We start from the raw sequence: 20,819 nt of genomic DNA, 5'->3' as shown, positions 1-20,819 counted from the left end.
CGCGACTGGAGACCCAGCCGGGCATCATCGTTGCCGAACAAAAGATACGCGATGGCCAATTCTATATTGCCGGCCTGAGAGACCCGCTTGCCGCTGACCCGCAAGCCCTGCTGTCGGGAACGCAGGTCGATCCTGCCCGGGTCCATTCGCAGTGGCAATTCTATCAAAGCCTCGAACCGGAGTTCGTGTTGAAGCGGCTGACGGCATCGCTGGCTCCGCCGGAGTCAGTACGGCTTGCCATCGTCGATGGGCGCATCGTTGCCCAGGGTGAGGCTCCCGACACCTGGATAGATCGGGCGCGCGCAGCGGCCCGACAGCTTTCGGCGGGAGGCCCGGTATTCGATGTCTCAAGGGTCCGCGATGTAAGCCCCGAAGCACGCGCGGCAGAGCACTGGCAGGCCTATGTGTCGCGCCTGGAGAGCCAGCCGGGCATCATCGTTGCCGAACAAAATATACGCGATGGCCAATTCTATATTGCCGGCCTGCGGGACCCGCTTGCCGCCGACCCGCAAGCCCTGCTGTCGGGAACGCAGGTCGATCCCGGCAAGGTCCATTCGCAATGGCAATCCTATCAGAGCCTTGAACCGGAGTTCGTGTTGAAGCGGCTGACGGCGTCGCTGTATCCGCTGAAATCGGTTCGGCTTTCGATCGTCGACAATCGCATTGTGGCCGAGGGTGAGGCTCCCGACACTTGGATAGATCGGGCGCGCGCCGCGGCCCGACAGCTTTCGGTAGGCGGACCGGAATTCGACATCTCCAAGGTTCGTGATGTGAGCCCCGAAGCACGCGAGGCGGAGCACTGGCAGTATTATGTGTCGCGACTTGAGGCCCAATCGGGGATCATCGTCGCCCAGCAGACGGTTAGGGGCGGCCAATTCTACATTTCCGGCCTGAGAGACCCGCTTGCCGCCGACCCGCAAGCTCTGCTGTCCGGAACGCAGGTTGATCCTGCCCGCGTTCATTCACAGTGGCAATTCTTTCAGAGCCTTGATCCAAAGTTCGTGGTGAAGCGGCTGACGGCGTCGCTGTCCCCGCCGAAATCGGTTCAGCTTTCGATCATCCAAGGTCGCATCCTAGTCGTGGGGGAGGCTCCTGCCGGCTGGATCAACCGGGCGCAGGCCGCCGCCGAACAGCTTTCGGCGGACGGAGTGGTTCTGGATGTCTCGCAGCTGCACGAGCTGAACCTTGCGGACCTTAATTATTTGAGAGAGGCCATCCAGACGACCGATATTTTCTTCTCTTCCGGCAAAGTTGTGCCGGGACCTGAGCAGTTGCCGGTTCTCAACAGGTTGGCGAATCAAATAAAGGAATTCGCCCAAGATGCCCGCAAGTCAGGCGTAACAGCACGGTTCATGTTGACCGGGCATTCGGACGCCACTGGCCGTGAGACGGCCAACGCGTCGATCAGTGCAGCCCGCGCCGAGACCGTTCGTGCGCTTCTCAACAAACGCGGCGTCGCTCCGGAACTGCTGCTGGTTCGGGGCGCGGGCACTTTTGAGCCGCTGGTGCCTGAAAACAGTCAAGCCGGGAGCTCCACCAATCGCCGGGTTTCGATTACGGTAAACCTGGACTAGGGGGGCCCAAGATGGTGCAAAAAAAGATCTGCATGCTGGGCGGGTTCGCTGTCGGAAAGACGAGCCTGGTTCGCAGGTTTGTGCAAAGCATCTTTTCAGAAACCTACCTGACCACGGTGGGAGTGAAAATCGACAAGAAGAATGTCGCACTCCCGGATAAAACCGTCGATCTGATTTTGTGGGACTTGGCCGGCGAAGACGACATCGGCTCATTCCGCGTCAGCTATGTTCGAGGTGCAACCGGGCTTGTGCTAGTCGTCGATGGAACCCGCGCTGCGACGCTTGCCGTGGCGCTCACGCTGCGCGAACGGGCCGAGGCCGAATTTGGCCCAATGCCGTTCGTAGTGCTGATCAACAAATCCGACCTGGCCGATCGGTGGGCAATATCGGATAGTGATATCAACGAACTCAGGCAGCGTGGATGGCAAATCTATCTCACGAGTGCGCTGTCGGGTGAGAATGTCGATGATGCGTTTCGTCAACTTGCCTTGATGGTAACCAAGTAGACCATGCACGGATTGCCCAAAGAAGTTAGCAGTTGGATTTTCAATTTCTTCTACAATGGGAACTCCGTCGCGTATCTGAAAATCGACACTCAGCTTTGCGTGGCTGCGAAGGGCGGCAATGTTGAGCATTACGGGCTCTCATCGCTTCGCATTGGCGAGCCTGTTGCCGAGCAGCTTGAATTCATGGAAGGTTTGCTGCCTTGCCCGGAGCTTCCTTTTCACATTGCCATGGTCGAACTGCCCAGCGGGCGTGTCGCTGACCTTCATTTTTTTGCTGACAGTGCCTGCGTGTGGCTGCTCTTTCTTGACGCGACTGCCGAACGCGACAATAGGCAGCGGCTTCAACAAAAGGCTTATGAAATGACACTCCTGCAAGAGAGGGAGCGTCAACTCAACGAGAAATTACAATCGACGAACGAGGCGTTGAGGAAGAGCCAGGAGGGATTGGCGCGTGAATACCAGCGCGCCGAAACCCTGCTCCTCAACATACTTCCGGCGTCGATCGCGGAGCGGCTAAAGGCGCACAAAAAAATTGCTGACAACCACGCAGAAGTAAGTGTGCTTTTTGCCGACATCGTCGGTTTTACAGAACGAGCGCGGAGCGTCGGAGCCGTGACGACACTCGCAATTTTAAACTACTTCTTCAAGGCGGCGGATCGTCTCTCGGAACGATACGGCTGCGAAAAGATCAAAACAATCGGCGATTGTGTGATGGTGGTCGCTGGCCTGCCCACCGCGCGAGCCGATCATGCGAAGGCACTCGCGCGCTATGCACTTGAGCTGCGTAAGGCGGTCAAGCGCGAACGCTTCGCAGGAGAACCGCTGAGACTCAGAATTGGAATTCACTCAGGGCCAATCGTCGCTGGCGTCATAGGCAAGAGGCGGTTCGCGTATGACCTGTGGGGCGAGACGGTTAATCTTGCCTCGCGTATTCAAACCTCCGCGGAGCCCGATGAAATCCGCATTTCGGATGCAACTCGCCAAATGCTTGGACCAAATTTTGCTTGCGACCCACTCGAGGAAACGGAATTGCGTGGTACAGGTCGTGTGCGAATGTGGCGGCTCCCGGCCTGATTGCCGCGCAGCAGTGCCGATCCTGGGCCCATGCATCTCAGGCCCCAAGCTGTAACGCGAAGTTGGCCTTCATTGTCCGCATTGCAGATGGCAGCAATCCAGTCTTCCGACAACTTATTGGGCGACTTGGGACACGGCTGACATCAGCTCTTGCGGGTTTGGCGCCCCAAACATGTATCGCCCACCTTCTGGCACCTCCGTGAAGCTCCAGCGGACGATCCCTTGCCGGTCCAGTAGGAACTGACCTATCAGTTGTCCGTGTCCCGTCGCCATCATCTGCTCGTCGGCTTCGGTCACTTCATAATTATCCCTTTTGTTGAGGATTTCGGTGGCCGCAAAAGGATCCATTGGACCGGGCAACTCGCTTGGCATATCGACCAGCATATCCTTTGCCGCTGCGATCGAGACCTTGTACGGCCAGTTCGTCTCGTTTTGGGTGAATTCGAGATTGGGCAGCCCAAAAGCACGATGTGAAGCGCGTTCAGGATCTGAGGCCGCAAGCAGAGTCGGCATCGGGTGGTAGCGGAAATAAAGACGCGCCCGTTCGATCGGTGTGTTGACCACCGTCAGGCTCTCCACGCCCTTTTCGCGCAGCTCCGGATCAAGCCGCGCCTGAGCGGCGATATGGCGCCGGCAAAACGCACAATGCAGACCTCGAAACAGACCAACCAGCACCGGTTTTTGTCCGCGAAAGTCGTCAAGCGCGATCTTGCCATCCTGGGTAATGGCGTCGAGGACCAAGTTCGGCGCACGGTCGCCCGGTTGAAGCGGTACCAAGTCACTACGCGCGGACATTTCCAACCTCCAACCCCGGCTAATCGAGAAAGGGCAGCACCACAAGCGTTTCCGGGTCGAGCCCGTGCTGGGCGCATATACCCTGCGCCAAGGAAAAGTAGCGTTCGGCCTCGGCAAGATTGTCGAAGTCGAGATTAAGCGTTGCCAGACCATCATAGCACGGAAACAGCAGTTGGGGCTCGCCCGTTTCGCGCGCTACCTCCAGTGCTTCGTGGAACAAGCCAAGGGCCAGTTCCGGACGGCCGTTGCACTGGTGGATTTGCCCAAGCACAATCAACGGCACCGGCAGGTGCTCTCGCTGGTCGAGTGCGCGGTCGATCTCGATGGCTTTCTCGGCAGCAGGCACGCCCTCTGTTGGACAGCGATCCGTGAAAGTACAACAAGCGACCGCCAGATTGGCGAGAAGGCGCGCCTGGAAGCCCAAATCCCCAATATGGCGCGCGACGTCGAGACCGCGTCGACAGACCTCCATCGCCTGTGCGGGATCGATGGTCGTGTAAAGCACGCCTAGATTGGTGTAGCCGCGACAGGCCGCGCCCAGCAGACCGGCGGCTTCGGCCAATTCAATGCTATGCTCGACCTGACGCACGGCTTCACGGTTTCGCCCAAGGCGAGCCAGTGCGACAGCCTTGGTATTGAGTGCCTCGGCGGTCACGAGAGTGGCATCACGCCCCACCTCGGAGACATGCTCCGTAGTCCGGGTGCGTACGCAATCCAACGCCGCGTCTGCCCATTTTGCCGCGAGAGCGTGATCTCCGTTGCGGAACGCCTGTCGGCCACGTTCTTGCCAGAGATGCGCCTGCTCGACCGGAGCATCCGCTCCATCGAGGAGCGCTGCCGCTTCAGCGTAGCGGAATTCTGCTTTGTCCCGCTTGCCGACGTCCCAGAGCAGCCGACCGATTTTACGCAAAACGCGCGCAGAGGCTACGCGATCAGCCGACTCACGGTATGCCTGCAAGGCCGCCTCGTAGTGGTGGTGCGCGATCTCGCGGCGGCCCGCCGAGCCGCTCAAATCGGCAATGCGCTCGGCAATTGTCAGTTTGAGCGGTGTTTGCCCGGTCGCCTCCAACGCAGTCAGTGCTCGCTCGTAGAAACGAAGGGCGTCGTCGTTGGCGTATATCATGCGGGCGCGATCGCCGGCCGCCTGCAGGTAACGCGCGCCCTTCTCCCGCTCGGCGCTTTGTGCGAACTGGTGACCGAGCACGGTCAAGTCCTCGAGCCGTTCCGGATTATCGCCGCACAGTTGCTCCAAGGCAGCACCTATCCGCCCGTGGATTTCGGTCCGGCGTTGCCGGAGCAGATTCTGGTAGATCACGTCCTGCAGCAAGGTTTGCGTAAAGCGGTAGCTTTGCGACGAGACGGAGCCTGATCCGGCAACTTCCTCGATGATTTCCGCATCGCAAAGCAGTTCGCAGCCTGCTTCTAGCCGGGCGGGGTCGGCTGTCACGGTCTTCAGAAGGGTGGCATCGAAGCGCGCGCCGATTACCGCGGCTTCCTGGGCCAACCGGCGCACCTCTTGTGGCAGCCGGTCGACGCGAGCAAGCAACATTGCCTGGATAGTGGCGGGAATGTCGGTTGCGACTTCGCCTGCTACGGTCCGCCATCGCTGCCCCTCGCGCACCAGTACACCGCGATCAACAAGGCCGCGAACAATCTCCTCTACAAAAAGAGGGTTGCCACCCGCTCGGTCGAGGATCTGATCGACGAGCCCTGCTGCGGAGCTTACCCAGCTCTCGCCGAAAAGCGCCGCCAGCAGGCTGCGTCCTTCATCGCTGTTGAGCGGCGAAAGCCTGAGCGCCGTGTGACTGACCCGACTTGAGTCGAGCTGGCCGCTCTCCGGTGCCGAGCGATGCGTGACCAGCACCATTAACCGCGTGCGTTCCAACCTGTCCATCACGAAACGTAGTGCCTCGAGCGAAACGGCGTCGGCCCAGTGCAGGTCTTCGACGACAATTAACAGCGGCGACAACGCAAGCCGCCGTTCGATGATGGTGCGGACCGCGTAGAAAATTTGCCGCCGTAGCTGCTCGGGTTCGACATGCTGCAAGGTGGCATCCGGGTCGCCAAGCCCAACCACATGGTAGAGCAAAGGCATCAGCCGCTTCGCCTCCTCGCCCTGCAGGCCGAGATCGGCAAGCAAGCCTGAGAGCTTCCCCCGCATATCGTCCCCATCGTCGTTTTGCATCATCCCGGCAGCACTGCGCACCACTGCGCCCAAGGCGCCAAATGATTGTTCGCCCAGTGGTGAGCACGTGGTCTGTCGCACGGCGACGTTGCGAAAACGGTCCTCGTCGCCGACACGGGCGACGAACTCCTTCACCAGCCGCGATTTCCCGATACCGGCTTCTCCGACGAGGCGGACAAGTTGGGCCGTGCCGCCGCACGCCTGGTCAAGGCTCGCCAGCATTCTGTTGAGCTCCGCAGCACGACCTATCATCGGCGCGCTGAGGCCGAGCGCCTCGAGCCCACGCGCTGCACGCGGCACCGCAAGCGGTGCATCCAATCGATGGACGAGCACACTGCCAGCCTTGCCGCGAAGCACGACATCACCCATCGACTCGTAAGAGAAGGCATGCCGGGTCAGCCTGTGAGTGAGTTCGCCTACCAGCACTTCACCCGGTGCGGCCAGCGATTGCAGGCGTTGTGCTGTATTCACCGTGTCGCCGGTCACGGAATAGGATTTGGCGGTGCCGATGCCTAATCGTCCAGTAACGACGGGGCCAGTGTTTATGCCAATATGAAGTAATAGAGGCGAGCCGGAGTGGGGGGTGCTTTCGCCGAGCCGCGCCGTCCGGGCGATCATGTCGAGAGCGGCGCGAAGCGCACGTTCCGGATCGTCCTCATGCGCGACCGGCGCACCGAACAAAGCGAGCAGTGCATCGCCGATGAATTTGTCGACGAACCCACCAAAATTTCGCACCGCCGCCGTCAATTCCTTGAACAGCTCGTTCTGCAGCGTTTGCATGACCTCGGGGTCGAGCTGCTCGCTGAGTGTCGTGAAGCCGCAAAGGTCGGCAAAGAGGACGGTTACCGTCCGGCGATCGGCGTCAGAGATGGGCTGCAGCCCTTCGTCGTTACCAATGTTCGCAAGCAGCGACGGAGTTCGAGAGGGCGGCACAATGGTTCGGCTTGGTGTCGGAGCAAGCCGTTCGACGGCTTTTGCGGGCGCACCGACGCTTGCCCCACATTTCGGACAGAACCCGAAATCAGATGCGCAGGGATAACCGCAACTGGCGCATGGCACGGGCTGGCGCTTGCCACACCTCGGACAGAAAGCGTAACCGCCCTCAACCTCGAAACCGCAGCCTGCGCAGTCCATCGAGCCAGACCTCACTAGGGGCCGTGACGGCGTGTTCTCCCTACGCATTTCCCGGCCGGTGTATTCACAAGCATGAACCCATAGCCGTCGATGGGCAAGCGGCAGCGCAAATGGGCATCGGGCGATCGGGTGGGGCCTGTGACAGCGCGCAGCCAATTCGGTTCTGCGTGGCTGTCGATTGCGAAAGTTCCCTCTTGGTTCGGTCTTCCTGCTATCGTGAAGATAAGGAGACGGACCCTTGAGCGAGAATCGTAAGCTAGCCGCAATTCTAGCTGCGGATGTGGTCGGATATAGCCGGCTCGCGAGCGCGGACGAAGATCGTACATTGGCGAGGTTGCGGGCACTGCGCAGCGACCTGATCGATCCGATCATTGCAGTGCACCACGGCCGGGTGATCAAGCGCACTGGCGATGGGGCGCTGGTTGAGTTCCGCAGTGTGGTGGATGCCGTGCGCTGCGCCATAGAGGTTCAGAATGGTATGATTGAGCGCAATGCAGGCGTGCCGCAAGACCGCCGTATCGAGTTCAGAATCGGCATCCATCTGGGAGATGTGGTCGAAGAAAGCGACGGCGACCTGATGGGCGACGGCGTCAACATCGCTTCGCGTTTGGAGGGACTCGCGGCGGCCGGCGCCATCTGCCTGTCCGAGGATGCCTATCGCCAGGTCAAGGCCAGGCTCGACCTCTCCGTCAGCGATCTCGGCAGCACACAGCTCAAGAACATCGCCGAGCCGATCCGGGTCTATTCGCTACAAGTTGGCAGCGCCGGGACCGCGATCCCGGAAAGCGCTACTAGCCGGCCGGCTACGGCAGTGCCGCCGAAGCTGTCGATCGCCGTACTGCCGTTCGCCAACATGAGCGGTGATGCCGAACAGGACTACTTCGCCGACGGCATCTCCGAGGATGTCATCACGGCCCTGTCCAAACTGTCGCAGCTCTTCGTCATCGCACGCAATTCGTCGTTCACCTTCAAGGGCCAGAACGTCCGTGTGCAGGAGGTGGGCACGAAACTCGGCGTGCGGTATGTTCTTGAGGGTAGCGTACGCAAGTCGGGGAACCGGGTGCGCATCACCGCGCAGCTCATCGACGCAACCTCGGGCGGCCATCTTTGGGCGGAGCGGTTCGATCGCGACCTGACCGACATATTCGCCGTGCAGGACGACGTGACGCAACAGATCGTCGGCGCGCTGTCGCTTAATCTGACCGCGGGTGATCGGCAGCGGCTGGCGCCCGAGTACCCGCGCAATACGGAGGCGTATGACTATTTCCTGCGGGGCAGGGAGCTGTGGCACCGGCTGACGAGGGAGACGAACGTCGCGGCTCGCAACCTCTTGCAACGTGCCATCGAACTGGACCCGAAATTTGCCTCTGCCCACGCATTCCTGGCCCTTACCCACGGCATCGATTACCTGAACCGGTGGGGTGCGTCGCCCCCCGAATCGATGGCGCAAGCGGAAGAGGCCGCAACGCGAGCGGTAATGCTGGACGGCAGCGATCCCTGGGCGCACTGGGCGCTTGCTATTGTCATGCTGTACACACGGCGACACGATGGGGCCATCGACGAGGCCGAGCGCGCGCTAGTCCTCAATCCGAACTTCTCCGAAGCGCACGTTGCCCTCGGCGAGGCGTTGTACTATTCGGGCAGATCCGAAGACGCCCTCGAGAGTTTTGCCCGGGGGAAAATCTTGAATCCATATTTCCCGGATGTGCTTCTCCACTTTCAGGCTTTGGCTTTGTTTCAACTTGGAAGGTACGAAGAGGCCGCTGACCTCTTGATGCAGCGGCTGGCTCGCAACGCTGTCACCGACGTCTCGCGGGCGCTTCTGGCCGCCAGCTACGGCCATCTGGGCCGTTTCGCCGAGGCCCAGGCGGCATGGCAGGAGGTGCTTCGCGTCAATCCCGACTATTCGCTGGAATACCGTCGCAAAGTCCTGCCCTACAAGAACCCTGCCGATTTCGAACTCATGGTGGAGGGGCTCCGCAAGGCCGGTATAGAGCAATGACAGGTGAGGCCATGCGGCCGGATCAGACGCTGTAGGCTTGACCGATCTTGCGCCATCGCGCGTTTTCGCGAATCAGTTTCAGGTTGTCGGTGGCCTCGGCAAATGTCCGCGAACGGTATTGCCGGAGCAGGTCCGCGAAGAGCGCCCCTTCCGGTAGGCGGGCAAGCTGCTCGCGGACTGAAATCTTTTCATCGATGACCCGGGTGCCCCAAGCATTTTCCCTTACCTGCAGCTCCGCAACCAGATCACGCTCTTCCGGTGTGGTTTCGTCCAACGCAGCTAGGAGGATCGAGTGGAAAAGCGCTACATAGCCAATCTGTCTCAGGCCGCCGACAACCCGGACCCGCGGCAAGATGGCGAGAACGAGGAACGTCAGGAACAAGTTCGGCAGCAGCACGCCGTCAAGCAGCGCCTGCTTGAGATGTGGCCGCTCGAACGGGATGGACAGACCATGCGGCTTGTCAAGCTCGATCAGGTTCCCGTTCTCAAGAACGAGCTTGCGCACGCGCTCCTCGCGGATGCCCCAGAAATAGTCCGTGGCATTGGGGAGGAACCTGCCGAATGGGCCCGATGCGGCCTCTTGCAAGGCATGTTCGAGACGCCGGCGTCTTGCGGGTTCCATGAGCAGCCTGGAAATAAGACTGCCGTCATATTGTAGATGCCGCGCCATGGCAGCCGCGGCGAGCCGATCATCGATGAAAACCGGTAGGGCCATGCCGGAGCGATCCCAATTGGCGACCAGATCCTCGTTGAGCGCTGTCATGGCATCGGCGGCGGTTCCAAAGACCTTATCCTGGCGGGCAAGCAGTGTACCTAGCCAGCGGCTGGCATCCCTTTCATCGCCCACCGCTTCGAGCGCGCGCTTGTTGAGGGTGACTGGACCGGCCGCGCAGGCGCTTTTGCGGCACAACTTGTGGCGCCCCATGCCAAACAGGTTGACCTTGTCGTCGCCGACATCGAGCCATCCGGGCCCCTCCCGGCCAATTGTCTCCATGGTCATCGTCGTTCCCATGAAGCCGACAAAGGCTGACAGCTCGTTTTCAACCGCGCCGAGCCAGGCGAACAGGAGGGCATCGAAGGTGATCCGGTCCATCAGAAGCAGGCAGTGCAGACCGGACTGGATCACCGGTTTGTACTCGAACTCGTCGAGGGCCTTGCCGATCTCCTCGGGCTGCATAATTGCACCGAGGCGCTGATGCAGGACTTCGCGCAGCATCGAGCGGGCAGCGATCGCCGGGCCCGACACAGGCTTTGCGACCGGCCGCCACAGATGGCGGGCGTAGTCGGAAACCGAAACATTCCAGTTCTGCTCGATGTCACGCACGACTTCCGGGCAGAGCAGCGACAGTACAGCCAGAATTTCCGCCGGAGGCGCAGGGGTTGCATCAAAGACGTCGGTCATCGGTCCCGTCTAGCCGCTTGCGGGGCAAACGCCAAGTGAGAGCGGATCCGGCACGAATTGTCTACGTCAACGCCATAAACTGGGTTGTGGGGGACGATGCAATGAGCCTCAGATTGCGTGTTGTCGCTGTCCCGGCACTCCGAGGATACCTGCTGTCGACCGCGCTCGTGTCGCCAGCAGCGTTGATAAAAGCGGATCTTAGAACCGCAGCCGGGCCATACTCAGGAGGTCGCGGTACTGGCCGTCGGTAAAACCGGCCTTCACATGCCGGCCTTCGACCTCGAAGCCGTGGCTGGTGTAGAGGTGGATGGCCGGTTCGTTGTCGACATAGACGCTCAATTCGACCCGCTTCAGGGCGCGCCAGTTGTCGGCCACGTCAAGCAGCGCGCCAAGGATGGCAGAGCCGATACCTTTGCCGACAAAGCCATCGTCTAGGCCGATATTGATTTCGCCGATATGTGAACGGCGCGGCGAGCTTTGCACGACCAGGCTGCCATGGCCGACGACCTTGCCGTCCAATTCGGCGACGATCCAGGTGGTTTCCTGGCCGGACTTGGCGATGCGCCGCTCCACCTGATCCACCGTCTCGAAGGGCATCCTGAGCGTGCCCCAGCGGAAGCCCGGCATGTTGAAGATCGCGCAAAGCGCCTCTGCATCGCTTCGCCGGACGGCCCGGAGCTGCGGCTGGATCTTCTCGGATGGCGAGGTCGTGGTGGTCATGGCTTCCTGGCGAAATGTATCGGCCCCGCACGATGCACCGGACGTCACCTGAAAATCCAGCCGTCTCCGCCTATGCTGTCGAATGCGAACCAAAATACCGGGAGGCGGTGTAGAGTTTGAAGGCGCCGCTGATGCCGATCCAGCCGAAAAGGGCGAGCCAGCCCAATGTAGCGGCCGCCGTCCAGTCGATCCGGTGCACCGCGGCGTCGGTGATAACGAGGCCAAGAATGGAAAGCAGGCCGACCAGAAATTGCGCCAGGCCTAGCACCAGCAATTCTTCGCGCGGCGCACTTTTCCAGACGAGATAGGTGCCGCCAGCGCCGGCGAGGAAGATGGCGCTGTAGACCTGGGCGTGGAAGGGATCGACCGGCCATGGCCAGGTGCTGCTGACCATCAGGGGAAACAGCAACATGCCGAAGCCATAGACCCCAAGGATCGCCGTTTCCGCCAACATGTAGCTGCGCCATGCGGGGCTTAGGGTCACGCCTTTTGCTGACGGACGGGCCCTTGCCCGCCACAGGAACAACCCGGATACCGCGACCGAACCAAGATAGACCAGAAACCAGAGCCAGGTCGCTTTGCGCCCAAAGTTGAAATAGCCGAGATTGATCAACGAAACCGCCGACACGATTACGGTGAAGATGAACGCCATGACCAGCACGAGCCTGCCCGGCGACCAGCGATTCCAGACCAAGAGCGCCGCCATCACTGCCATTTCGGCGGTGTAGAAGCCGCCGAGAAAGCGGGCACTGAACGGCGTGACGGGCCAAGGCCAGCGCGGCTTGACCAGCGCAGGCGCGAAAAACAGGCCGGCGCCGACGATGAGGACGATAATGACCCCTGCCGAGAAAAGCCGTAGCGCCGCGGGAAGTGGCGGGTTGTTGGATGTCGGCACGGGAGAAAGCCCCAAAGATGAATGCGCCATGCACCCATCATAGTGCCGCTTGCGGCCGGTGAAAATCCGCCGCATGCAAATCGAGCTGTCATCAGATCTATCCATTCGAATGGCCGTTCGATCCCTTTCGGCGTAAGATGGGGTGCGCGGACCGAAGCCCGGTCCGGCCAATACGCCTCGGGGCGCATTTTCCGGAGCCTGCACGATGACCGAAGCTCAGGATCTGTTCTCACTTCTGCGGCAATCGACCGATCTCGATCCGCAGGCAATCGATGCGATCCGGCGAACCATCGCCGAGGGCAAGGACCGCGAGCTTTGCCGCATCAATGCGCTGGCCTTCGCCAGCAAGAATGGCATCGACGAGGAACGCACCATCAGCGCCTTTCTGCATGCGGCGCGGGTGGGCATCTTCGACATCTCCTGGAATGTTCTGTGCCCCGGCTGCGGCGGCGTGCTCGACACCAACGCCACGCTGAAAACCATGCAGAAGGACGAATACACCTGCGCGCTGTGCTGCGAAGGCTATTCGCCAACCCTCGACGAGATGGTCGAGGTGACATTCACCGTCAGTCCACGCATACGCAAGATTGCCGCCCACACTCCACACGAACTGCCGTTGGTGGAATATTTCCGCCAGATCTACTTGGCGTCCGGCGCCGATCTGCCGGAAGAGGATTTGGCGGAGAAGATGGAAGCGTTCTCCCTGGAGGATATCGAGCTTGCGCCTGGTGAAAAGGCGGTTCTGCCCATACAGCTTCCGCCTGAATTCGTCATCGTGTTCGAGCCGGTCACGCATTCAGCGCAGTTCATCGATGCTAAGGGCGAACCAACAAAGGAGCGCCGAAGCCTCTCTTTGGTTTTCGACCGCGACCATGTCCAGAACCAGACGTTGGAGATGCAACCAGGCCCTTTGCGCATTTCCCTGGAAAACAGGACCGACACCCGCGTGCTGCCGACGGTCTTCATCGCCGGCCACGCATTGCATGATTTCCTGGGCAAGCGCCGGCCCTTCCTGACTGCCAAGCGCTTGCTCACCAACCAGACGTTTCGCGATCTCTATCGCACGGACACGCTCGATATCAACCAGCGGCTGAAGATCACCAGTCTGACCTTCCTGTTCACCGACCTGCGCGGATCGACCGAGCTTTACGAGCGGGTGGGCGATCTGTCAGCCTTCGATCTGGTGCGCGAGCATTTCCAGGTGCTGCACGAGATCGTCGCGGCCGAGGCGGGCGCGGTGGTGAAGACGATCGGCGATGCGGTGATGGCGACCTTCGCGACACCTGATCGTGCGGTGGCCGCGGCCCTCAGGATGCGCGATGCCATGCGTGGGCTCAATGGAAAAAGCGGCCGCGAGGACCTGCTGCTCAAGATCGGAGTCCATGCCGGCCCTTGCATCGCCGTGTCCATGAACGAGCGGCAGGACTATTTTGGCCAGACGGTCAACATTGCTTCACGGGTCCAGAACCTGGCCAACGCACAGGCGATCTTCGCCACCCGCGCGGTGGTCGACGACAATCTCACCGCCGATCTGTTGCGCAGGAACGCGCTGACGCCCGTGCCTCACGAAGTCTCGCTGCGCGGCATTGAGCGGGAGATCGCGGTATATACAATCCCCTGAGGAATTTCAGAGCAATTCCTGGACAAGCGTGAAATGGGTTCCCGCGAGAATGGCTACGATTTCGCTTGGCGATCGCGTTAAAACAAGGAGCTGGAGCAGCGTTTCCGTGAGGCGCTCTCGGCCGCTCACAAGCGCTTACAGAGGAAATAACGATCGGCAGGCTCCGACGTCGGCGCCGGAAGGCGTTGCAGCAGCGGGTGATCGAGCGGCGTGCCACTGACCGCGAAGCCGCCGACGCGAAGCAGGCTCGCAATCAGATCGGGAAGCCAGGTAGCGGTCACTGCATCGCGATCATCATAGCCGGTGCCGATGTCGGCATGAACAAGGGCGGCTTCGATGCCAATGAACCTGCGGGCCGTCTCGCGTATTTCGCCGAGCACGAGGTTTTCAGCTTCGGGAATTGAGCTGGTGTGTGCGCCGACTTCGCGGTCGAACACCACGATCCGACGCCCGGGCAGGCGCTCGCGCAGATGGTGGAACGTCCGGCCATTGCCGAGGCCGAACTCGAGCACAAGCCCCTCCATCTTCGCCACCTCGGGGCAGACGTGATCGAGAATGTCACGCTGTGCGGTCATCCTGCTGATGAAATTCTCGAGACGACTCATATGCTTTTGTGTGTCCTGAACCAGATCAAGAGATCGGCAATGCCCGCGAAGAATTATTCACGAGTGCATCCCGAAGGCGAGGCGCTAATCTCGATTGCGTGTCGGCACATATACGGGCGGACGATGAACACTGCAATAACCGTACGGGCGGCCGGCAGGGACCATACCGGGTGGAGCCGGCGGCCCGGCGCGCGGCGAAATAGCGATCTCACTTGTAGGGGTCTGCGGCGTCCCGCAAGCCGTCGCCGAGGAAGTTGAACGCCAAGATGACGAGAACGACGGGGAGCATCGGCAAAAGCAGCCATGGATAGAACGCGATCACGCTGACGCTGCGCGCCTCGGTTAGCAGGATGCCCCAGCTGGTTGTCGGTGGCCTCAGGCCCAGCCCAAGGAAGCTCAGCGCCGTCTCGCCCAGGATCATGCCGGGTATGGAGATCGTCGCCGTCGCGATCAGATGCGACATGAAACCCGGAATGAGGTGCCGCCGGATAATGCGGCTGCTGCTGGCGCCCATCAATTGCGCGGCCAGAACGTAATCCTCCTCGCGCAAGGCCAGAAGCTTTGAACGCACGGCCCGCGCCAGTCCGGTCCAGTGGAGCAGCCCGAGGATGACGGTGATGCCGAAATAGATCAGGATTGGACTCCAGGTTATCGGCATGATCGCCGCCAGAGCCAGCCATAGCGGAATGCTGGGGATCGATTGCAGAACTTCGATTATGCGTTGAACGATCAGGTCGAAGATACCGCCGTGATAGCCAGCCAGTCCGCCTATGACAATGCCGAGCAGGAAGCTGAAACTGATGCCGACAAGGCCGATTGTCAGTGAAATGCGTGCGCCATAGATGATACGCGAGAGCACATCGCGCCCCAGCCTGTCGGTGCCGGCCAGAAAGAGCTGGCCGTTTTCGGCAGGACAGACAAAATGCCAGTCACCTTCGACCAGGCCCCAGAACCGGTAACTGTCGCCCTTGCAGAAGAAACGAATCCGCTGAACATCATCCTGTTTGTCGATGTAGTTCCGCTTGAGTGTGTCCATATCCAGCGTCATCTGGCGACCATAGACGAACGGCCCGACAAGCTGGCCGTTATGGAACAGGTGTACCCGCTGCGGCGGCGAATAGATGTAGTCCATGTTGCGCGTGTGCAGATTGTAGGGCGCCAGGAACTCGCAGATCAGTATCCCGAAATAGAGCGTTGCCAGAAATATGCCGGATACAAGGGCAAGCCGGTGCCGCCGGAATTTCCACCACATCAGCCGCAACTGCGACGCCTGAAAGACCTTCGACTGCTCCGCCGTCATCGCCTCGACTGATTGCAGGTCAAAGGGTGCGATGGAAACGAAGTGTTGCAGTGGGGCACCCGGAGCGGGCAGGGGCGATTCCTTGTTCATTTGGTGCTGCCGCCCTGCAAACGAATTCGTGGATCAAGCAGCGCCAGCGCCAGGTCGGAAATCAGCACGCCGATGACCGTCAGGAAGGCGAGGAACATCAGGAAAGACCCCGCCAGATACATGTCCTGGCTTTGCAGCGCCTTGATCAGCATCGGCCCGGTCGTTTCCAAAGACAGCACGATCGCCGTGATTTCGGCACCGGAGATGATGGCCGGCAGGATGGAGCCGATGTCGGAAATGAAGAAATTGAGCGCCATGCGCAGCGGATATTTGACGAGCGCCCTGAAGGGATGAAGGCCTTTGGCGCGCGCGGTCACGACATATTGCTTGTGAAGCTCATCGAGCAGATTGGCGCGCAGCCGCCGGATCATGCTTGCCGTGCCGCCGGTGCCGATGATCAAGACCGGGATCCAGAGATGGGCGAGGATCGACTTCGCCTTGGCCCAGCTCATCGGCTCACTGAGATATTGCGGGTCCATGAGATGGCCGATGGAGGTGCCGAACCAGATATTGGCGAAATACATCAGGATCAGCGCCAGCATGAAATTCGGAATGGCAAGGCCGAGAAGGCCGAAGAGCGTAAGGCCATAGTCGCCCCAACTGTATTGATGCGTGGCGGAGTACATGCCGATGGGAAAGGCGATGAGCCAGGTGAAGATGATCGTGACGAAGGAAACCAGCACGGTCAGCCACATTCGGTCCCCGACGACGTCGCGAACCGGCAGCTCATACTCGAAGGAATAGCCGAAATCGCCGTGCAGCATCCCGCCGACCCAGTAGAAGTAGCGAATGACCGGCGGCTGGTCGAAACCATATTCCTTCCGCATCATTTGGATGCGATCGGAATCCACCGCTTCGCCCTGAGCCCGAAGCTCGGAAACATAGCTGTCGAAATAATCGCCTGGGGGAAGTTCGATGATCGTGAACACCAGCGCCGATATGATCAGCAGCGTTGGAACCATCACAGCGATGCGCCAGACAATATATCGAAACACGCTCAGGACTCTCCAAGCCAGAATGTATCCGGCATGTAGACACCGAAATAGGCGGTCGGGTCATAGCCGTAGAGCGCCTTGTCAGGCAGATTGCGCAGCCGTGAGGACACCAGAACCGGCTGATGCGTTCCGTTCACCGTGCCGATCGAAAACACCTGATCGGTGTAGATCGACAGCATCGAATTCCAGATCTCGGCGCGCTCCGCGGCCTCGGTCGATGCATTCCAGCGCTTGAGCAAAGCCATCAACTCGACCACAGGGGGAAGATCGGGCGCCTCACCCATCGTGCCATGGGACAGATAGTAAGTGCCCCAGAGCGGCCATTGCAGCTGGTCGTCGATGGTGGGGGCCAACTGGTACGGATTCATGTCTGAGGTCGGCACGCCATTGTCGATGCCCGACCACATCGACATCATGATCTGGCCGCCAAGTGCGCGGCTGCGGAAGATGTCGCGCTGCGAAGTCCGGACGAACAGGGCGATGCCGATCTGGCGCCAGTGATCGGTGATGAGTTCGAGCGCGTCGGTTTCCAGCGTGCTTTCGCCGGCCGTTTCCACTATGATCTGCGCCGGGCGTCCATCGGGAAGTACCCGCAGGCCATCATCGTCGCGCGCTTGAAGCCCGACCTCGTCGAGCAGGGCGTTGGCCTGGTCGGGATCATGGGCGATCCATGCCTTCGCGAATTCCGGCCGGTAGAGCGGGCTCTCCGGCAGGACCGTATCGGCGCTTTCCTGCGCCAATCCGTAGAATACAGCCAAATTGATCTCGCGCCTGTCCACAGCGAGGGAAAGTGCGCGGCGCACGCGCACGTCACGAAAAAGGCTACGCCACACCTGGTCGCCACAATTCAGATTGGGCAACAGCGCCAGCCGCGAACCCTGTGTGCGTTTCCAGAGATGCATCTTCACGGGGTAACGCTTCTCCGCATCCTTCAGAAAAGAGTAATCGGCGAAGTCAATTCCCATGCTTTGCAGATCGCTCTCACCCGCACCGGTCTTGGCGGAAATGATCGCCGACGAGCTGACATTCATGACAATCCGGTCGACATAGGGCAGTTGCCGGCCATTCTCGTCTATTCTATGAAAGAACGGGTTTCGCTCGAAGATGAACTGCTCAGCCGGCGGCTTGGTCCGGTTCTGCCAGGGATCGAGCGTGGGCAGCTCCGGGTTCTCCGGGCGATACTGCCGCGACATGCGGATATGCAGGAGCGTCCATTTCTGGACCCGGTTCTCCTTCATCAGGCCGGCGAGCCGGAATGGATCCTGGTATTTCTTGTGGAACTGCTTGAGATAGGCGGCCGGCAAAACAAGCGGTGTCGGCGAAGCAGCGGCAAGCTTGGGCAGGAAGTCGGGATTGGGCGCCTCCCAACTATAGCGGACAGTCAACGGATCGACGATCTCGAAACGTGGCGGCTTGCCGTCCGCCAGCAGGGCAGGGGCGAGCCCGCCTTGCGAAAGCTCATCATTCAGCCAGACATCTTCCCAGCAATAGCGAAAATCCTCCGGCGTCAGCAGGCTGCCATCGGACCATTTATGCCCTTCCCGAATCTTGAACGTGAAGACGCGATCATGCGCCACCTCGAAACTTTCGAGGATGTCGGGTTGCATTTTAAGCTTTTCGTCATAGCCGACCAGGCGGGCATATCCGTAGATCGTCATCATCCGGATATCTTTCTGGCTGCCGATGATGGTACGCAGCGTGCCGCCATACTGGCCGGGTTGCCGGCCCATCGCAGCGAGGTTCAACGCGCGCGGGCTCTTGGGCAGGCGCTCTGCGAGTGCCGGCAGAGCCCTGGCTTTCAGCTGCGGCTGAAGAAAATCCGGCTCCAGATCGCCAGCGCGCGACGTGCCCGGCAGAAGTGCCGAAGCCATGAGTCCAAGGAGGGCGCGACGGCTGATCAATGGCGCAACTCACTGACATCGGCCGAACGTCGGGCCAGCACGAGGTGGCCGCCGCCAAGATCGATCGGCGACAGCACATCCTCTTCGCCCTCGTCGTGGAATTGAGGTCCCCATGCGCTGGCGTCGGAAGCGCCGCCGAGCTTCAGCGTCTTGAAATCCATCGGCCTGTCGAGATCGGGAAACGGCACTGCGGCGACCAGTGAGCGCGTGTAGGGGTGGACCGGTTTCCTGAGCAGAATTTCGCGCGGCGCAAGCTCGACGATACGCCCGCCGCACATCACTGCGATGCGGTCCGCCATGTAGTCCACCACCGCCAGATTGTGGGATATGAACAGGTAGGTCAGGCCCAGTTCCTTCTGCAGGTCCTTCAGGAGGTTCAGGATCTGCGCCTGGACAGAGACATCGAGCGCCGAAACCGGCTCGTCGCAGATCAGGAGTTCTGGCCCCAGGGCCAACGCGCGCGCGATGCCGATACGCTGACGCTGCCCGCCGGAGAAACTATGAGGATAACGCTTGATGAAGCGCGGATCGAGCCCGATTGCCTGCATCAGGCTCTTGACGGTGGCTAGTCGGGACGCGGCATTGCCACGTTGATGGATTTCCAGCGGCTCGCTCAAGATATTTTCCACCGTCATGCGAGGTGAAAGCGACGAAACCGGATCCTGAAAGACCATCTGGATTTTCGCGCGCAGCAGGCGCAGGGCATCTCTGTCGCCTCCCAATACGTCGATCGGTCCATCGCGGCCATTGAAGATCACAGAGCCGCCGCTAGGCGTGACAGCCCGCATGAGCATCTTGCTGACGGTGGTTTTGCCGCAACCGCTTTCGCCGACCAGGCCCAGGCACTCGCCCCGCCTGATATCGAAGCTCACGCCGTCCACGGCGCGAACAGAGGTTTGACGATCCCCGCCGAACCATCCGGACTTGCGGGTGGTAAAAACCTTTGTCAGATCCCTGACCGACAACAGGATGTCGTCCGGCCCCTTCGATGCCGGCGCCGTCTGCTTGCCCAGCAGGGTGCCGACGTTCACCGGTACCTCGCGGAGCGCCTTTAGCCTCTCGCCCGGCTTCAGGTCGAAATGCGGAACGGCTGCCATCAGGCCCTTCAGGTAAGGGTGACCTGGTCGGCGGAATATCGCCTCGACAGGTCCCGCCTCCATGATCTCGCCATGATACATGACCACCACCTCGTCGGCGACATTGGCGACAACACCGAGGTCGTGCGTGATCAGCAGCATCGCCATATTCAGCTTGGCCTGAAGCCCGCGCAGCAATTGCAGGATCTGCGCCTGGATGGTGACATCCAACGCCGTCGTCGGCTCGTCGGCAATCAACAGGGCGGGCCGGCAGATAAGCGCCATGGCGATCATGGCGCGCTGACGCAATCCTCCCGAAAGTTCAAACGGATACATGTCATAGGCGCGCTTGGGATTGGGAAAGCCGACAAGGCCGAGCATTTCCTCGGTCCGCGCCTTGCGCTCTGCCCGAGCCATTGGCGTATGAATCTGCAGGGATTCGCTGACCTGGTTGCCGATCGTGTGCAGCGGCGAAAGCGATATCATCGGCTCCTGAAAGATCTTGCCGATGCGGCTGCCCCTCAACGCCCGGATTTCGGGTCCATCACGCGGCATCTGCAGGATATCCTGTGTCGTGCCGGGCTTTTCAGGATCGGAAAACAGGATACGGCCACGAACATGGGCGGTGTTCGGCAAAATGCCCATCACTGCCTGGCTAAGAACCGATTTTCCGGAACCGGACTCGCCCACAAGCGCGGTAACCTTGCCGGGAAGGACGCGAAGATTTGCACGCCTGACGGCGTGCAACGGTCCCCCGATAATGGCAAAAGAGATGCCAAGATCTTCGACCCGTAGTAGATCAACGCCCGAATTCATTCTCACACCAGCCCCACTCCTGCCGGCCTGCCCGGGCGGCAGACCCAAAAGCGAGACTAGCGCATTGCCAGCCTAGAGCAACTTGGATTCGAAACGGTCGCCAGCGGCGGAACCGGCGACCGGACTGC

The 20,819-nt window shown here is 60.5% G+C and carries 15 protein-coding genes; 5 read left to right on the top strand and 10 right to left on the bottom strand.

What is annotated here, in order from left to right:
- The 3 genes from FJ960_RS24990 to FJ960_RS24980 form a co-directional block, all read left to right on the top strand.
- Window positions 1-1,574: OmpA family protein (locus FJ960_RS24990; RefSeq protein WP_140717542.1), on the top strand; the 1,574-nt coding region annotated here is incomplete at its 5' end.
- An 11-nt stretch (window positions 1,575-1,585) separates the two neighbouring features.
- On the top strand, window positions 1,586-2,080 hold the full coding sequence (locus tag FJ960_RS24985) for a Rab family GTPase (RefSeq protein ID WP_140504490.1): 495 nt from the start codon (window positions 1,586-1,588) through the stop codon (window positions 2,078-2,080).
- A 3-nt stretch (window positions 2,081-2,083) separates the two neighbouring features.
- A complete protein-coding gene (locus FJ960_RS24980) occupies window positions 2,084-3,154 on the top strand; it encodes an adenylate/guanylate cyclase domain-containing protein (protein ID WP_140504488.1) in 1,071 nt (356 codons plus the stop codon).
- Between the two features lie 114 nt (window positions 3,155-3,268).
- Here the strand turns inward: FJ960_RS24980 and FJ960_RS24975 are convergent, their stop codons facing one another.
- Window positions 3,269-3,949, bottom strand: coding sequence for a redoxin domain-containing protein (locus tag FJ960_RS24975; RefSeq protein WP_140717540.1), 681 nt, complete (start codon window positions 3,947-3,949; stop codon window positions 3,269-3,271).
- A 19-nt stretch (window positions 3,950-3,968) separates the two neighbouring features.
- Window positions 3,969-7,268 carry an adenylate/guanylate cyclase domain-containing protein gene (locus FJ960_RS24970; protein WP_181174311.1) on the bottom strand — a complete coding sequence of 1,100 codons (3,300 nt, stop codon included), beginning with the start codon at window positions 7,266-7,268 and terminating at the stop codon, window positions 3,969-3,971.
- A 238-nt stretch (window positions 7,269-7,506) separates the two neighbouring features.
- On the opposite strand from FJ960_RS24970, the gene FJ960_RS24965 reads away from it, so the two are divergent.
- A complete protein-coding gene (locus FJ960_RS24965) occupies window positions 7,507-9,270 on the top strand; it encodes an adenylate/guanylate cyclase domain-containing protein (protein ID WP_140717538.1) in 1,764 nt (587 codons plus the stop codon).
- A gap of 22 nt (window positions 9,271-9,292) precedes the next feature.
- Here the strand turns inward: FJ960_RS24965 and FJ960_RS24960 are convergent, their stop codons facing one another.
- From FJ960_RS24960 to FJ960_RS24950, 3 genes are all read right to left on the bottom strand, one after another.
- Window positions 9,293-10,486: a hypothetical protein gene (locus FJ960_RS24960; RefSeq protein WP_246672944.1), complete on the bottom strand. Its 1,194-nt coding sequence runs from the start codon at window positions 10,484-10,486 to the stop codon at window positions 9,293-9,295.
- Window positions 10,487-10,870: 384 nt separating this feature from the next.
- Window positions 10,871-11,392: a GNAT family N-acetyltransferase gene (locus tag FJ960_RS24955; protein WP_140717533.1), complete on the bottom strand. Its 522-nt coding sequence runs from the start codon at window positions 11,390-11,392 to the stop codon at window positions 10,871-10,873.
- 70 nt (window positions 11,393-11,462) lie between these two features.
- Window positions 11,463-12,458, bottom strand: a complete 996-nt coding sequence (locus tag FJ960_RS24950; protein ID WP_246672943.1) for a hypothetical protein — start codon at window positions 12,456-12,458, stop codon at window positions 11,463-11,465.
- A gap of 34 nt (window positions 12,459-12,492) precedes the next feature.
- Between FJ960_RS24950 and FJ960_RS24945 the strand changes: the two genes are divergently transcribed.
- Window positions 12,493-13,908 (top strand): adenylate/guanylate cyclase domain-containing protein, encoded by a 1,416-nt coding sequence (locus FJ960_RS24945; RefSeq protein ID WP_140504478.1) that lies wholly within the window; start codon window positions 12,493-12,495, stop codon window positions 13,906-13,908.
- 125 nt (window positions 13,909-14,033) lie between these two features.
- Here the strand turns inward: FJ960_RS24945 and FJ960_RS24940 are convergent, their stop codons facing one another.
- The 5 genes from FJ960_RS24940 to FJ960_RS24920 all read right to left on the bottom strand — a co-directional run bounded on the left by FJ960_RS24940 (window position 14,034) and on the right by FJ960_RS24920 (window position 20,691).
- Entirely contained in the window at window positions 14,034-14,513 is a 480-nt protein-coding gene (locus tag FJ960_RS24940) for a class I SAM-dependent methyltransferase (RefSeq protein ID WP_140504476.1), read from the bottom strand.
- A 208-nt stretch (window positions 14,514-14,721) separates the two neighbouring features.
- Window positions 14,722-15,903, bottom strand: a complete 1,182-nt coding sequence (locus tag FJ960_RS24935) for an ABC transporter permease (protein WP_140504474.1) — start codon at window positions 15,901-15,903, stop codon at window positions 14,722-14,724.
- Window positions 15,900-16,898 (bottom strand): ABC transporter permease, encoded by a 999-nt coding sequence (locus FJ960_RS24930; RefSeq protein ID WP_140504472.1) that lies wholly within the window; start codon window positions 16,896-16,898, stop codon window positions 15,900-15,902. The genes FJ960_RS24935 and FJ960_RS24930 overlap by 4 nt, the downstream gene beginning before the upstream one ends.
- Window positions 16,899-16,900: 2 nt before the next feature.
- Window positions 16,901-18,799 (bottom strand): ABC transporter substrate-binding protein, encoded by a 1,899-nt coding sequence (locus FJ960_RS24925; protein WP_140717531.1) that lies wholly within the window; start codon window positions 18,797-18,799, stop codon window positions 16,901-16,903.
- A complete protein-coding gene (locus tag FJ960_RS24920) occupies window positions 18,796-20,691 on the bottom strand; it encodes an ABC transporter ATP-binding protein (protein ID WP_140717529.1) in 1,896 nt (631 codons plus the stop codon). The genes FJ960_RS24925 and FJ960_RS24920 overlap by 4 nt, the downstream gene beginning before the upstream one ends.
- Window positions 20,692-20,819: the final 128 nt, after the last annotated feature.

Source organism: Mesorhizobium sp. B2-3-11 (assembly GCF_006442215.1).
GTDB lineage: Bacteria > Pseudomonadota > Alphaproteobacteria > Rhizobiales > Rhizobiaceae > Mesorhizobium > Mesorhizobium salmacidum.
Note: the sequence above shows the minus strand (reverse complement) of the source record. Positions and strands in the feature narration are given on the sequence as shown.

Coding starts and splice junctions, on each gene's coding strand:
- FJ960_RS24985 (WP_140504490.1), top strand. CDS start 1,586: ATGGTGCAAAAAAAGATCTGCATGCTGGGCGGGTTCGCTGTCGGAAAG.
- FJ960_RS24980 (WP_140504488.1), top strand. CDS start 2,084: ATGCACGGATTGCCCAAAGAAGTTAGCAGTTGGATTTTCAATTTCTTC.
- FJ960_RS24975 (WP_140717540.1), bottom strand. CDS start 3,949: ATGTCCGCGCGTAGTGACTTGGTACCGCTTCAACCGGGCGACCGTGCG.
- FJ960_RS24970 (WP_181174311.1), bottom strand. CDS start 7,268: ATGGACTGCGCAGGCTGCGGTTTCGAGGTTGAGGGCGGTTACGCTTTC.
- FJ960_RS24960 (WP_246672944.1), bottom strand. CDS start 10,486: ATGCTGCGCGAAGTCCTGCATCAGCGCCTCGGTGCAATTATGCAGCCC.
- FJ960_RS24955 (WP_140717533.1), bottom strand. CDS start 11,392: ATGACCACCACGACCTCGCCATCCGAGAAGATCCAGCCGCAGCTCCGG.
- FJ960_RS24945 (WP_140504478.1), top strand. CDS start 12,493: ATGACCGAAGCTCAGGATCTGTTCTCACTTCTGCGGCAATCGACCGAT.
- FJ960_RS24940 (WP_140504476.1), bottom strand. CDS start 14,513: ATGAGTCGTCTCGAGAATTTCATCAGCAGGATGACCGCACAGCGTGAC.
- FJ960_RS24935 (WP_140504474.1), bottom strand. CDS start 15,903: ATGAACAAGGAATCGCCCCTGCCCGCTCCGGGTGCCCCACTGCAACAC.
- FJ960_RS24920 (WP_140717529.1), bottom strand. CDS start 20,691: ATGAATTCGGGCGTTGATCTACTACGGGTCGAAGATCTTGGCATCTCT.